Raw genomic sequence first — 15,020 nt, 5'->3', positions numbered from 1 at the left:
ATTTGATTAGTGAAAACTTAAGCTACCTCGATCAAGTCAGGCAAACACTTAAATTTAATAAATAATTTCGGACTGCTAGATAATCTCGATCTAGTAAAAATTCGATTATCCACAAAGTCAGTAAGAGTAACAGGAAAAACATGAGTATCATAGTTCGTTTGTTTGGAGCCATCGTTCTCCAAGTATCTGCATTGGCTGCAATGTCTAGCATGGCAATGTCTGATGACAAGCCCTTTCGCGTCAATACCCAACAGACTCCTGCTGTTTATCCACGAAAAACAACACAGCCCTTTCGCGTCAATACTCAGCAGACTCCTGCTGTTTATCCACAAAAAACAACACAGAGGATTTGCTCTTTAGATCCCATTGAAGATTTATTACCTCCACCACAAACTAAGACAAGTAATTCTTTGCTTTCTTACCTTGCTGAACAGGGTTTTACACAAAATAAAGAGGGTTCCTGGGTCTGTTATGCCAACGATCCTAAAAAAGAAGGACGTTACTTTACTTTATTTAAGGTCAAACAAGTTAATAGCAGGCTCATAGCAAGTTCTTTCCTAGATGAAGGCAGTCTGATTCAAGGGCAGGAAAATCGTAGCTTGGACTTCTTTATGATGCTGATTGAGCGTCATACGAATAGTACTAAAGAGAACCGTCAAGGTATACGTAGATATTTACAAGCCTTCGTTTCCTTAGTTAAGGAAGGGAAGATCAGACCTACACGTCGTGGGTATCTTTTTGACCAACCAAACCGGGCTATGGTCTTGTATCACACACTTTCATCAGGAAACCTTAAAGGTACGGGAATCACGATCAACATCTATTTACCTAAGAGTTGAATTGGGGAAGTCGGGGAGCAGAGGGGCAGGGTAGACAAGGGGACAAGGTGACTTAAGTCAGAACTTACAACAAATCTTTCCCCTTGTCCCCAAGTCCTCTTTCCCATGCCCAATCCCCAATTAAATTGCTGTCGTTTAGTGGAGGTGCATCTTGTCTAAATCAATTGTTCAAAGAATTGCGATGCCGAAGGTAGTTCGCTTTGCAGCGATCGCATTTTCATCTGTTGCAGTAGTACTCACTACGTGTCAGTCTGCTTTTGCACAGCTAAATGTTGGACGCTATGGCATCCAACAAGGACTGGAGTCTGAGTATCTCCAGTACCAAATTAATAACCAGAATTTGAGCAAGATGCGAGTCATTCCTGCATGTGATGTGGGATTTGGTCTGACCTGCAATAAGACTGGCTCGGTAATCCAACGATTAGTGGAGTTAAACAATGGGACTAGTTATCAAAACCTTCTAATCCGAGCAGCCGGTGGCGAGAGAAACTTCCAGAATTTCGCTAGCTTCTACGGCAATAATCCCAATCTCTCTGCCGTGCCTTACGCTTCATTTTGGAGAAATGCATCTCCCGCAATCATGGATGGATCTCAATACCTCCTTGGACAACCTTTTGGTCGCAATCCAGTAGAAGGACTCGGACTTGTAACCAAGCAGTTCTACTGGGCACCATACTCAGGAGTCAATGACTCTGTTAGCCTTCGTAGTGGGTTACTAGACCTGAAATTGTCATACGGACGACTGCTGTTTGAAGAGGCCTCAAAAATTTCCAATATTCAAGAGCAGATTCAGTCTCTAGGTCTGTCGCCAGAGATGACTAATTTTTATTTAGATAAAATCTCTACAGGCTTGGATGCGTTGAGTTCTGGAAATCAGAACCAACTCCAACAGAAGATTTTTGAAGTTCTATCCTTTCCATACTCCGAAGATGGTGGGGAACTCGGACGCCCCAATAATGCGATTCCAGCGGAATTTAATCAGCTCTTAGGAGAAGGTATCGCAGGAGATACTTTGCTGAGTGAAAATCCACTAGCGTTGGACGGAGAAACAATAGCTTTTGATGCTTTCCCTGGCTCTACGGGAGATGTCTTGGTACCAGACAGTTCTAATTCCTTTCCACTTTGGCCAATAATCGGCGTTGGGGGTCTTGGTTTAATTCTGCTTCTACTACTGAGTGGCGATAGTTCTTCAGACTCAACCATCGACACCTGTTTCTTCAGTTCNAACCACCCACACCTGTTTCTTCAGACTCAACCACCTACACCTGTTTCTCCAGAAAATACACCTTTGTCTCTTACCAGTAAAGGCGAATGCGATCTGACCCCTAGTGGTAATGGTTCCAATCACACACAGATCATTGAGATTCCGTGTAATGTTACTCCTCAAACCCCCACGGAAGCGAAGAAAGTAATGGAGCCATCAACGATCAAAGCGCTTGTATTGTTAATTGTTCTACTATGGATAGTCCGTAACAAACACCGAACTTTAAAAATCCTTAATTCGTAATTATGTTACATAAGGGGATTTAGCGAAAAGTTAGAGCGCTAGTTTCCAGCGATGTCTACGACAATCAATGTCTACGAGCATAGGCTTACAAAGAAATAATTAACCACTTAGGTTAGCACAGCCAGCTGTGCTAACCTACCCGTGTAATATCATGTCCGCTTGATTACTTACTAAACCCCAAGAACCCCACCCCGCCAAAGCTGCGCTTTGTCTCCCCTCCCGAAGAGCGGGGAGGGGCTGGGGGTGGGGTGCAATGACTCTGGGAATCATAACTAATTATGCGGACATGATATAACTCATTCAAATGAGAACGGCGAATACGTTTCTATTATGGGAATGCCTGGTTCGGGGAACGTCCCGTAGAGAAGGAAAGGTATCGCCTGTTAATCTGCGGCCAATTCACCACATTCCACCAATTATCCAAATACTCAGCCCGACGGTTGCGATATTTCAGGTAATAAGCGTGTTCCCATAGATCGTTACCCATGATCGGATATGAACCCTCCATAATTGGATTATCCTGATTTGCTGTGGTGACAATCTGGAGTTGCTTTTGAGGATTGCGTACTAGCCACACCCAACCACTACCGAAACGAGCTGCACCCGCTGCATTAAACTGTTTTTTAAAGGCATCAAAGCTGCCAAAAGTTTTGTTAATTTCTTGAGCGATCGCGCCTGATGGTTGTCCTCCACCTTGGGGACTCATCAGTTGCCAAAAAATCGTGTGGTTGAGATGACCACCAGCGTTATTACGTACCTTTGTGCGAATATCTTCAGGTACGCTGTTCAAATTCACTAGTAAACCTTCAACACTTCTTTTTTGCAACTCTGGATATTGCTTCAATGCATCATTTAAGTTCTTGACGTAACTAGCATGATGTGCGCCATGATGCAATTTCATCGTTTCAGCATCAATAGCTTTTCCTAGTGCCCCATAAGCATAAGGCAATGGTGGTAGCTGTGCAGGAGAAGCACTTAATGACCTATTAGGATAAGCTACTGTGGCAAACAATCTAGCAGGTATTGGTGTAGAAGTTTGTGCCTCAGCTATTGGTACTAGTTCATGAGAAATTAGCAGAATGGTCAACACAATTGTTGTGAAGAAAAAAACTATTGTTTTTCGCCAAAATCTAATCATAAATTGTAGCCTCAAAAACAATGTTATTGGCTTATAACCCGCTTATAAACTGTTAGTTCGCAGTTCAGTTTAGCAAAATCTTATATATATTACCTTAGTTGTTAGTTAATTCAAGCAAAATATAGATATAGCTGAAATTTTATTGTTTTAAGCTTATAACTAAAACGTTGTCAATAAGAAAATTTTTAGGCTAAGAATAATAAATTATTAATAGGAGTCTTGATTCTACTATGCTATAGAAGTCTGAATTCGCTTATGCAAACATCTTGATTACAGCATAATAGCTAGATTCTATCCACTATTTTAGCCAGGCTATGCTACTAAAACTTTTCTATTATTCAGCTTAGTTTTTTGTTTTTGATCCGTCTGTAAATAGCTGCAATATTGCGGGCATCATCAATGCCGCGATGGTGTGTACCTTTTAATTCTATCCCCAACTCATTAAGAGCCTGTGCCATACCAAATTTTTTAGACACGCCAAGATATTCCGAAAACTCCTCTTTGATATTTATGTGTTCTGAAGTAAAAGGATAAGGAAAATTATGAAACGCGCAATCTTGAATAAATTGCTTTTTGTCGTAATTACCCCAAGAACAAAAAATATAGTTGGGAAATAAATTAATCCAGTCTTTGAAGCGAGAAATTGCTTCTAAAAATTTGGGTGCTTCGTCAACATCTTGCTGCCGAATACTAGTCAATTCTGTGCAAAAGCCTGTCAGTTGGGGATGTCTCACAGGTTGGATGAATTGCTGAAACTCCGAATCAATTTCCCACGTTGTTCGATTGAGCATCACTGCACCGATTTCAATGATTTCCATTTGGTGACGTGGAATCGTTTTACTGTTACAGCATGTAGCTTCCAAATCGACTATCAGATAATAGTGGGATATTTTAGTATTCATATTATGTAATAGAGTATGGTTAATTAATATTAGTAATTATTTATACGTCTTTTTGATAAATTACACAATTCAAACTGTAAGTTGATTGTATTTATTATACTACATAATTTTGATACTTACAGCCTTTTTGATTTATTTGAACTACAGCTAGCTGTAAGATCACAACTTCACAACTTAGGTAAAGGGAATTTAGATTGATGAAAAAGGTTTAACCCAACGCAATTGGATAGCGATATCCAGAGCGAACGCAGCGATCGCAAACCATAACAAACTTTCTGCCGCCAACACCAAAAAAGGCCAAATTGTGCTGTGAGAATTCCATCCAAGTTCTATCTGAGTTAATCCGCGCACCAAGCCAAAGGCTAATACACCACCAGCTTTGAGTTGAGGATTTCGATCGGAGCGGATGATATAGCGGTAGGTGACACCAAATAAAAAACCAGTAAAAGTTGCGATCGCACCACTCACCAACAAAGGCCAGTTAACATCACTGTGCAGACATACAAGTGTCTGAAAATACTTTGCTAGTACTAGAGTATTCAACAGACTAGCGATCGCGAAGCTAAAACACACACATAATCCCCCAACTATTCCAGCCTTGAGGGATTCTATGCGTTCTGTCATTAATTGAGGATCTAAAATTGAGTTCACTCTATATAGAAGTTAAGGATTGGGTACTTGTACTGAGCGTTGCCGAAGTATTAAGAAAATTTTTTCTTACTCTCCAGTATGATAAATGCTTGAGCAGCTTTGTCATTAATGAAATACCGCTCTCAAGTGGGAATTTTGATAATAAACTCGGTTCCCATACCAGGTTGAGAATTCACTTCTAATACACCTTTGTGTTTTTCTACAACTATTTGATATGCAATAGACAAACCAAGTCCAGTACCTTTGCCAACAGTTTTTGTCGTAAACAACGGCTCAAACAAGCGTTTTTTAAGCCGTTCAGGAATACCAATCCCATTGTCAGCAATCCGAATTATAACCAATTGTTCAGAATCTATTTCGGTGGCAATTTTAATCTGAGGAATTAGATTGCTCATTTTGCCTTCCATTATAGCTTCATCAAGAGCATCAATTGCATTTGCGAGAATGTTCATAAATACTTGATTCATCTGCCCTAGATAGCAATTTACCTCTGGTAATATTCCATAACTTTTAATAACTTCAATACCGGGACGATCGCCATTAGCCTTGAGGCGGTGTTGCAAAATCATTAGTGTACTATCTATTCCTTGGTGCAAATCAGCAGATATTTTGGCATCACTATCCGAGCGAGAGAAGGTGCGGAGTGAATTAGAAAGGTTTTGAATTCGTTCGCTTCCTATGTGGAGTGAGTTCAAAATTTTTCCCATATCTTCGAGAACAAAGTTTAGATCCAAGTTCTCAATAGTATTGGTAATTTTGGCTGTTGGGTTGGGATACTCTTGTTCATATAGTCGAAGCAACTCGGTTACTGCTGTAATATGTTCTTCCAAGGGTGGAATATTGCTGGAAATAAAGTTGATCGGATTATTGATTTCATGGCCAATACCAGCGATTAGCTCTCCGAGTGTTGATAGTTTCTCTTGCTGTACTAGTTGGACTTGGGCTTTTTGCAAAGCCCTGGTGCGATCGCTAACTTGTTGTTCTAAAGATTCAGTCAATTGTTTGAGTTGTAAATGTACGCGTACTCTCGCAATCACTTCTTCTTGGGCAAATGGTTTCGGAATATAGTCTACTGCGCCAAGGGAAAATCCCTTCGTTTTGCTTTCCGTATCTGCTAAGGCAGTGGTAAAAATAATCGGAATGTTTTGGGTAACAGGATTAGCTTTGAGGCGGCGACAAGTTTCAAATCCGTCAATACCGGGCATTTGTACATCCAGCAAAATCAACTCTGGTTGATTGCGTTCGACTTGAGCGATCGCACTTTCCCCATCGACTGCAACCCGAAAACGAAAACCCTCACTATTGAGTGCTTCACACAGTAGAGATAAATTTGTTGGATTATCATCTACAATCAAAATAAATCCGGTATCTGAGGTCTTAAGCATGATAAATTAACAATTGAATTTTAACTCAAATTAATTGATATATTGTTGAATAAAAGAATTCAGTAACCAGAATTCAGAATTCAAAATGGAATCAGCATAGCTAGTTAGTAACTAGTCTTGAAATGCTTTTACCAAAAAAATGGGTAAAAGCCCCGTCGTTTTACGACGGATTTAAAGTAATGAGTAATGAGTGGATGAAAAATGGGTATTTACTTATTACTTATTACTTATTACTCCAGAATCACCGCGCCTTTAGGTCGGTGAGGATGTCAAAGTTCGTCTCATTTATTCTGACTCCTGAGTTCTGACTCTTGAATACTTACAATAAAAGTTTCCAAACGTTTGAGTTGAAAATTACTAGCAAGCTGGATGATTTGCTGGACAAAAATGCTTAAATGCTCATCAGATTTAGAAAGTTCCTCGGCCAATACCAAAACTTTTTGAATATCACCGTCTTGCGTTAGTTCGAGTAAATCTTGTAAAACCTCTTGCGCAGGATAAATCATCTCATTTGGTTGTTCCAAAGCATCTGTATTGGTTTTTTTGATTTCATCTACCTTCACGTCAAAAACCCATTCCAGTTGCAAAAACTGTCGTAGCATTTCCAGCAGCATTTCAGCTTCTACAGGCTTTGGTAGAAATGCATTTGCACCTACATCAATACTCTTGTATTGATCGGCTGCAAATACACTGGCTGAGGAAGCGATGACAGCAATCTCTTTAAATTGCTCAGACTGACGTAAACGTTCGATCAACTCAAATCCATTCAATATAGGCATCACTAAGTCAGTGATAATCAAGTCTGGTTTGTGGGTTAGAGTCTTTTCCCATCCTTCTTGACCCTGACTAGCTTCTACAACAGTAAACCCAACTGGCTCTAGTAAATTTACAATTACCGATCGATTTTCCCATTTGTCATCCGCAATCAAAATGGTGCGGCTTTGTCCTTGATAACCAATAATAGTTCCTTTCTCAACCACTCTAGAAACCTTTGCCCAGTCTTTAGATTCTGGGAATTCTGCCTCAAACCAGAAAGTACTTCCTTTACCAAATTCACTTTGTACTTGAATTTGACCACCCATCAACAAAACAATGTTTTGGCTGATTGCTAATCCCAAGCCTGTACCTTCAGATTGTCGTTTTTGATTTCCTACTTGTTCAAAGGGTTGGAAAATTTTCTGCGCTTGTTCAGGGATTATCCCTGCACCAGTATCTATTACCTCAAAACGAATTTTGTAGTTAGTTTGTCCATTAGTATTTAATTGTTGATTAATGACCTTAACTTTGAAGGTAACACTACCTTCATTAGTAAATTTAATTGCATTACTAAGCAAGTTAATCAGTACTTGCCGCAAGCGTTTTTCATCAGTATGAATGCCGATTGGTAAATCAGGATCGAGTTGGACGTAAAATTCAATGACCTTTTGTTCTGCTCGGATGCGGGAAATTTCAGTCACGCTATCTATAAAGGCAGGTAAATAGAAATCAACAGGATACAATTCTAGTTTCCTGGCTTCTATTTTAGACAGATCCAGAACATCATTAATTAGGGTTAAAAGATGAGAACCACATTGATAAATGATGCTGACTCCTTTGCGTCCTTTCTCACTCAAAGATTCTGTGCGTTGAAGAATTTGTGTATAGCCTAGAATACCGTTAAGAGGTGTGCGTAGTTCATGACTCATATTGGCGAGAAATTCACTCTTGGCTTGGCTGGAGTTTTGAGCAACTTCTTCTGCAAGGCGTAATTCTTTTTCGATGCGCAAGCGCTCGACAATTTCAGTTGAAAGCGCTCGATTGATAACTTCTAACTGGGTTGGACTAGGTAGTATTAGAGCTTGAGGCATGAGATAAAATAACGCAAATGCCGTATATATCGAAATAATGGCAGTTAGAGCTTTTAAACTACCTGCAACCCAATAATTTGGATGCCAAAGCGTCCAAATATCCATCAAGTGTCCAGTACCGCAGGCAATGATAAAAGCACCAAATAACAAAAAGACTCCATTAAAGGGAACGTCTTTACGCTTAGAAATAAAGTAAATCAGCAGGAAGGGAATAGAATAATAGGCTAGAGCGATCGTGGCATCAGAAATAATGTGAAGCCAAACTAATCCAGTTTGCCAAAGATAACAATGTCCGTGGGGAATAAAACCGTTGGAGTGGAAAGGATAGTTGAAAAATGTCGGCATGATATTAAGGGTTGCTGGATTGGATGTATATACGCATAGCCCTAGTATTCCCAAAGCATTAAATCAGAAAGCGCGATCGCTACTTTATTTATATTAGTTTTCATTATTACGTACAGCGCTAAAGTATCAAAAAAAGATAGTATCTGGTTTACAGCTGCACGCAAAACTTACAATGTCATTGATAAAAAAATCTCAGCCTGCCCAATCCCTGTATGATAAATATTAGAAACCTTTTGTAATTATTTGAAAAATGGGACTATGGAGATTTTGACACTAGGTTGGGTATCGTTGTTAGTTGTGTTCACTTGGTCAATTGCAATGGTAGTGTGGGGACGTAACGGACTGTAGAGGCATTGTGGAAAGTCCATTCTTGAGTATTTTGGCTTTATTTGCTGTAGTGCTGCTTGTAGTAGTCACTGGTGGTATTGGTTATTTGACCTTGGCAGATTGGCGCGATCGCCGTCGTCGAGATGAAGAGAAACGCACCACCCGCAGCGCCACTCCCAAGCGGCGATAATTTTCTCGTGATTGAAAATTTTTTTGTAGGGACGCGATACAATCGTGTCCCTACATTGTTTTTATGACATTCCCAGGAAATAATTGTTACCTTTGCGATCGCAACGGGAATCATGAGATAGAAGACTTTCAATATTTAAAGTCCCACTGGGAATGGAAAACTCCTCTACTACTCAACCCATACAACCAAATTCAGAACACCAAGAATCTCATTCAGATGTAACATACTCCTTGCGTCAGAATGAGCAACAAAAAGCCTTGTCTGGAGTTATTGCCCGCATTCGGGAGTCTCTAGACATAGAAACTATCTTCAAAATTACAGTCACTGAAGTCCGCCAACTTTTAAAAAGCGATCGGGTTGGCGTGTTTCGTTTTTATCCTGATTTGGCATGGGAAGGAGAATTTATCTATGAAGATGTGGCAACCGAATGGGATTCGGCACTATCAGCCAAACTGCGCGACCACTGCTTTAGTGAGGAGTTCGCAGGACTTTATCAGCAAGGTCGAATTAGAGCAATAACTGATATTTATGAAGTTAATGCCAGTGATTGCTACATCCAAATTCTGGAAAAATTCCAAGTACGTGCCAGTATAATTGCCCCCTTGATCAAAGGTAAAGATTTATGGGGATTGTTGTGTATTCATCAGTGTGGTAATCCTCGACAATGGGAAGCATCAGAAATTGAGTTTGTGCAATTAATCGCCGAACATCTAGGAGTTGCTTTACAGCAAGCAGATTTCCTGGAGCAAGTCAAACTACAATCAGCACAACTAGCACAAGCAAAAGCCAGAGAAAAAGCAGCCCAATGGCAGAAAACTATAGCTATCACTATTGAGAAAATTCGCCAGTCCCTAGATTTGGAAAGTATTTTCCACACAACCACCGCAGAACTTAGGCAGCTACTAAATGCCGATCGCGTGGCTATTTATCGCTTCAATCCCGATTGGAGTGGTGAATTCGTGTTTGAATCAGTGGCAGAGGGTTGGGTTTCCCTCATAGATCAACAGTCGCAACGGCCGGAATTGAAAGAGAACGTCAGCGAATGTAGCGCCAAAGATTTAGCTAACCCCCCAATCGCTGATACCTACTTACAAGATACAGAAGGTGGTAGCTTCAGTCGGTGTGAAGTGTACCGGATTTGTAATGATATTTACAATTCAGGCTTTAGTGACTGCTACATTAAAATTTTAGAGATATATCAAGCAAGAGCTTATGCGATCGTTGCCATTTACCACGGTCAGAAGCTTTGGGGCTTGCTAGCAGCATACCAAAATGCTGGAACCCGTGATTGGCAAAAAGATGAGGTTTACTTGCTTACCCAAGTTGGCACCCAACTAGGTGTGGCTTTGCAGCAAGCGGAATTTATCCAACAAATGCAGATTCAAGCAGCAGATATCAGCAAAGCTGCTGAAAGGCAAAGGGCGTTGGCGAACACTGTAGAAAAAATTCGTCAGTCACTTGAAATTGAAGCCATATTTAAAACCACTACTCAAGAAGTTCGTCGGCTATTAGAAGTGGAACGAGTCGCAATTTATCGCTTCTATCCTGATTGGAGTGGGGAATTTGTGGCTGATTCCATCGTTGATGGCTGGACACCAATGGTTAAGCCGCAGCCAGTGACGGAACGCGTTCTTGTGCAAGGAAAACAAGCGGGTAAGTATGCACGTAATGAAGTTTTTGTACCCATTTCTCAGGGTGAAAAGCTGTGGGGATTGCTAGTAGCTTATCAAAACTCCCAGCCCCGTTATTGGCAAGATGAAGAAATCAACTTGCTAGCCCAAGTTGGCGTTCAATTGGGGGTAGCATTACAGCAAGCTGAGTCTTTGAAACAGATGCAAGTGCAAGCCCAAAAACTGGCTAAAGCCGCCGAACGAGAACGGAAAGCAGCCGAAAGGGAGAAGGCGCTTGCTGCAACAGTAGAGAAAATTCGCCACTCTCTTGATATTGACACCATTTTTGCGACCAGTACAGAAGAAGTCCGACGGCTATTGGAAGTTGACCGAGTGACAATCTATCGATTCGGGACTGATTGGAGTGGCGAATTTGTTGCTGAATCTTTAGCCCAAGGTTGGACATCAGTAAAGGAAATTGTACCTGCAATATCTACGACGGGCTACGCCTATGCAAGTAATTACTTGCAAGAAACCCAAGGCGGGGATTTTGCTAATGGTAAAACTCTTGTTATTAAGGATATTTACAGCACCGACGATTCTATTCCTTATATTGCCCTGATTGAACTCATGGAGGCTAGGGCATATATGATTGTGCCGATTTTTCAGGGTGAGAAACTTTGGGGATTACTAGCAGCTTATCAAAATATCAAACCCCGTGATTGGCAAGAAGATGAAGTAGATTTATTGATGCAAATTGGTACTCAATTAGGTGTAGGACTTCAGCAAGCGGAATTACTAGAACAAACTCAATGTCAAAAAGAAGAACTGACCCAGACTCTTAAAGAATTACAGCAGACTCAGAGCCAGTTAATTCAAAGTGAAAAAATGGCAGGTTTGGGGCAGTTAGTTGCTGGTGTAGCACATGAAATTAATAACCCGATTAGTTTCATTTATGGGAATATCACTTATGTTACTGAACATACCGAAAATTTATTTAAATTACTGCGCCTTTATCAGAAACAATATCCTAAGACAACAGAAGAAATTAAAAAGCAAGTAGCAGCATTAGATTTAGATTTCATTAATGATGACTTGCCAAAAATTCTTGCTTCAATGAAGATGGGGGCAGAGCGGATCTCTCAATTAGTCTTGTCGTTACGAAGTTTTTCTCGGCTTGACGAATCAGGAATGAAGCCCGTTGACCTTCATGAAGGTATCGACAGTACTTTGCTAATTTTACAACATCGACTGCAACCACAAATTAATTCTTTTGCTATTGAAGTAGTTAAGCAATATGGTGAATTGCCTCCAGTAGTCTGCTACGCAGCCCAGATGAATCAGGCGTTTATGAATATTCTCAACAACGCGATTGATGCACTGGAAAACTCAGCAATTAGTGGAAAAGGAATTGACAATCCTAAAATTTGGATACGTACAGAAGTCATAGAAGAGAATACTATATTGATTTGGATTGCTGATAATGGTTGTGGGATTCCCGAAAATGTGCGATCGCACATTTTTGAACCTTTCTTTACCACCAAACAACCTGGACAAGGCACTGGTTTGGGGTTATCTATTAGTTACCAAATTATTGTCGAAAAACACGGCGGTACTATCAAATGTGTTTCTGAGCCTAGTAATGGCTGTGAGTTCTGGATACAAATTCCGATGAAACGGACAATTAGTTAGGAAAAAAATAGGCGATGTATTCTCTATGAGAGGCTACGTAAACATCTATGCAGTGTGGATATTTTATAGCCGATGCCCACGTTTTTTTAACGAACCACAGAGGCGCAGATAAGACAGAGAAGAAAAACAGGAGTTTCTATTTATAAGTGATTGAAAATGCACGCTGTAAATATCATATTTTGATTAGGATTAGCAATAGAGCCACTCTATAAACTTATATGCAAATTAAAGAAATTCTCCAAGCACTCCCAAACCTGAGCATAAGCGATCGCTTAAAGATAGCTGAGTCAGCGCTGCAATTAGTTCTTTAAGAAAAACACTCACTTACTAAAGATGAGTAAAAACGCCAATTAACACTAGCCGCAATACGTCCAGCCATACAGTGATACACCCTTCTCAAATGAGAAGTAGATTACCACATTTTCATATAGCGGTTCTCAGTTGAGTGCAATACAGACCTAACCCCCAGCCCAAACCCTACTAGGGTTGGGGAGTAAAGTTCAAAGCCTCTCTTCTTAGGATAGAGGAATGGAAGTGAGGTCAGACTGTCTTGCTTCCATTTGAGAACCTCTATATTAGTGGGATAGATTCAAATACTCATTTAAAGCTGCTGCTGTTTTTGATTCCTTCTAATAGCCGCAGAAACTGACCCTGTTTTTAATTGGAGTATGTGCTGAGTCAGATCGGATTGAGTCAGCAAATGCAATATGGCTGGAGTACAACAAGGACAAAACAATTGTTCGAGAGGAAGCATAACTATTACTGTCTGAGATTTGTATATTGAGTTAGGCATTCATAGTGCACTAACGACATCAGTATGTATGACGAACTAATACCAATTCAAAATTCAAAATGACGTTCGCGGACTCGCTTGTCGCCAGCGCTAACAAAATTCAAAATTAAGAAAGCCAGACAGAACAAAGGTTTGGGAGTATGTATCTGTCGCATTCTTTTTTCAAATTGGTATAATTCAGGGGACTCTTGTCAATCTTCCCGTTTTTCATGATGAGTTTAAAAGCTAAAACTCCACTATTCAACCGAATGGATAGCCAAAGTGTCGCAAATCTCATTGATCCGTTGCGCTCCCGAATGGCACAAGCTATTCTCATCAGAGAAAATCTCCCTGCACGTATATCAATCCTTTATGAATGACAAGCACCTTTAATAGGGTATCCTCACGCTGGGATTGCACCACAAACCATTAGAAAAACTCACTCCCGGTGCTATCTTTGATGCCACAAGCACTATTACAGGTGTTATTAGCACCATTCAATTCAGAGGTAGTAGTTCCACCAACTGCCATTACTTGAGACCATTCACTGACGCGGTTGTTATCTAAGACAGCTCGCACTCGATAACCAAGCTGAATTTTATGCATTAACAAGATTAAATCACGGTTGAGTAATCCTTGTGATTTTTGGTTTTCATTAGATGCAGCTTGTATACGAAAGCAGCGATCGCTTTGTCGTTTCAACTTGGGAGACTTGCCTTCCATAAGCACCGTTTGCAGTTCGTATACTTCAGCTTCAGGATATGCTTCCCAGCAAAGTTGCCAGTAAGTCGACCAGCGAATTAACTGGGCTGGTAATTCCTCGACTTCATCCGACAGTGTAGACACAAGTCCGGTGACTGAAGGTTGTACCACTTGAGACTGACTGGAGGTGATATCAGTATTTACAGGGTTTATAAATCCTGGTTGACCAACCTTCTGTGCAGCTATAGATGAACCATCATCAACAATTAGTATCAACCCGAATATGAAAGTTAACAGCAGCATCAATCGTAGGCATTGTAATTGCACTAACGACAAGATTTTCAGATTCATAAATTATGCAAAAGTTAATTGCTTAGGCACAAGCTAAGAAAGAAGATACCAGCCGTCAGAAAAGAGATCCACGCTACACAACGAGCAGCTAAAAATACGGCTGGTATAGCGCTCTTCCATCACTCTCATCAAACAATAATCGAAGCAGAAAACTAAAACTATCACCCAATCAAGGTTTGAGGCTTTATTTTTTAATAGAAATTCAAAAATCTAGCTAAAACCTGAAAACCGAAGTCTCGTAAGCCTTGCAGCGAGTGCTTTTCCCAAGACTGATGGAAGAGCGATAGGATTGAAAGCGGTCTCTTTTTACCACTCCACAGGTAGAATCATGCTGCCGTTGTCGGCATAGATTGTTCGAGAACGGATCTCTGTTCTGGGAGCTAATGTAGAATTGAAGACTGCGCTTTTTTGCCCAATTGCTGAGTTTTTACCAATAACTGAGCGGAATATCACAGAATTTGGCCCTAGCCCTACAGAATCACCTATGCTCGTCTCAGGGCCATTGTCAACACCGTTGACAACCTGCCTACCGCCATGAACTAGAACACGAGCNCCATAGCCAACCTTATTACCAAGAGTCAGGCTAGTTGTTTTTAAAGCGTGAAAGACAACATCGTTTGCCATACTAGCAATTTCGCCGACATTAAAAGGTTGACCTTCATCAGCACGCAGCGAAATTCTATTACCTATTTTGTTAGTAAGGCTTGCTAAAGGATCTTGCAGAACGAGATTGCCGATGATGCGGTTACGGAAGTTTGGATC

10 protein-coding genes are annotated in these 15,020 nt (G+C 40.6%); 4 read left to right on the top strand and 6 right to left on the bottom strand.

Going from position 1 to position 15,020, the window contains the following annotated elements:
* Positions 1 to 140 precede the first annotated feature (140 nt).
* Positions 141 to 839: a hypothetical protein gene (locus tag QUD05_RS22925; RefSeq protein WP_289798097.1), complete on the top strand. Its 699-nt coding sequence runs from the start codon at positions 141 to 143 to the stop codon at positions 837 to 839.
* A 1,835-nt stretch (positions 840 to 2,674) separates the two neighbouring features.
* On the opposite strand, the gene QUD05_RS22915 is transcribed toward QUD05_RS22925, so the two are convergent.
* The 5 genes from QUD05_RS22915 to QUD05_RS22895 form a co-directional block, all read right to left on the bottom strand.
* Positions 2,675 to 3,484 carry a superoxide dismutase gene (locus QUD05_RS22915; protein WP_289798095.1) on the bottom strand — a complete coding sequence of 270 codons (810 nt, stop codon included), beginning with the start codon at positions 3,482 to 3,484 and terminating at the stop codon, positions 2,675 to 2,677.
* Between the two features lie 338 nt (positions 3,485 to 3,822).
* Complete coding sequence (locus QUD05_RS22910) at positions 3,823 to 4,386, bottom strand: 3'-5' exonuclease (protein WP_289798093.1); 564 nt, start codon at positions 4,384 to 4,386, stop codon at positions 3,823 to 3,825.
* A gap of 189 nt (positions 4,387 to 4,575) precedes the next feature.
* Entirely contained in the window at positions 4,576 to 5,010 is a 435-nt protein-coding gene (locus tag QUD05_RS22905; RefSeq protein ID WP_289798092.1) for a hypothetical protein, read from the bottom strand.
* Between the two features lie 149 nt (positions 5,011 to 5,159).
* The gene (locus QUD05_RS22900) at positions 5,160 to 6,422 is read right to left on the bottom strand and encodes a sensor histidine kinase (protein WP_289798091.1); all 1,263 of its coding nucleotides are present in this window, start codon (positions 6,420 to 6,422) and stop codon (positions 5,160 to 5,162) included.
* Positions 6,423 to 6,703: 281 nt separating this feature from the next.
* The gene (locus QUD05_RS22895; RefSeq protein WP_289798090.1) at positions 6,704 to 8,614 is read right to left on the bottom strand and encodes an ATP-binding protein; all 1,911 of its coding nucleotides are present in this window, start codon (positions 8,612 to 8,614) and stop codon (positions 6,704 to 6,706) included.
* A gap of 258 nt (positions 8,615 to 8,872) precedes the next feature.
* On the opposite strand from QUD05_RS22895, the gene petN reads away from it, so the two are divergent.
* The 3 genes from petN (at position 8,873) to QUD05_RS22880 (ending at position 12,433) form a co-directional block, all read left to right on the top strand.
* A complete protein-coding gene (gene petN / locus QUD05_RS22890) occupies positions 8,873 to 8,962 on the top strand; it encodes a cytochrome b6-f complex subunit PetN (RefSeq protein ID WP_012408302.1) in 90 nt (29 codons plus the stop codon).
* 7 nt (positions 8,963 to 8,969) lie between these two features.
* Positions 8,970 to 9,131, top strand: coding sequence for a hypothetical protein (locus QUD05_RS22885; protein WP_094350864.1), 162 nt, complete (start codon positions 8,970 to 8,972; stop codon positions 9,129 to 9,131).
* 152 nt (positions 9,132 to 9,283) lie between these two features.
* Complete coding sequence (locus QUD05_RS22880) at positions 9,284 to 12,433, top strand: GAF domain-containing protein (RefSeq protein WP_289798087.1); 3,150 nt, start codon at positions 9,284 to 9,286, stop codon at positions 12,431 to 12,433.
* A gap of 1,201 nt (positions 12,434 to 13,634) precedes the next feature.
* On the opposite strand, the gene QUD05_RS22875 is transcribed toward QUD05_RS22880, so the two are convergent.
* On the bottom strand, positions 13,635 to 14,258 hold the full coding sequence (locus QUD05_RS22875) for a hypothetical protein (RefSeq protein WP_289798086.1): 624 nt from the start codon (positions 14,256 to 14,258) through the stop codon (positions 13,635 to 13,637).
* Positions 14,259 to 15,020: the final 762 nt, after the last annotated feature.

Source organism: Nostoc sp. GT001 (genome assembly GCF_030382115.1).
GTDB lineage: Bacteria > Cyanobacteriota > Cyanobacteriia > Cyanobacteriales > Nostocaceae > Nostoc.
This window is presented reverse-complemented; position numbering and strand designations above follow the sequence as displayed.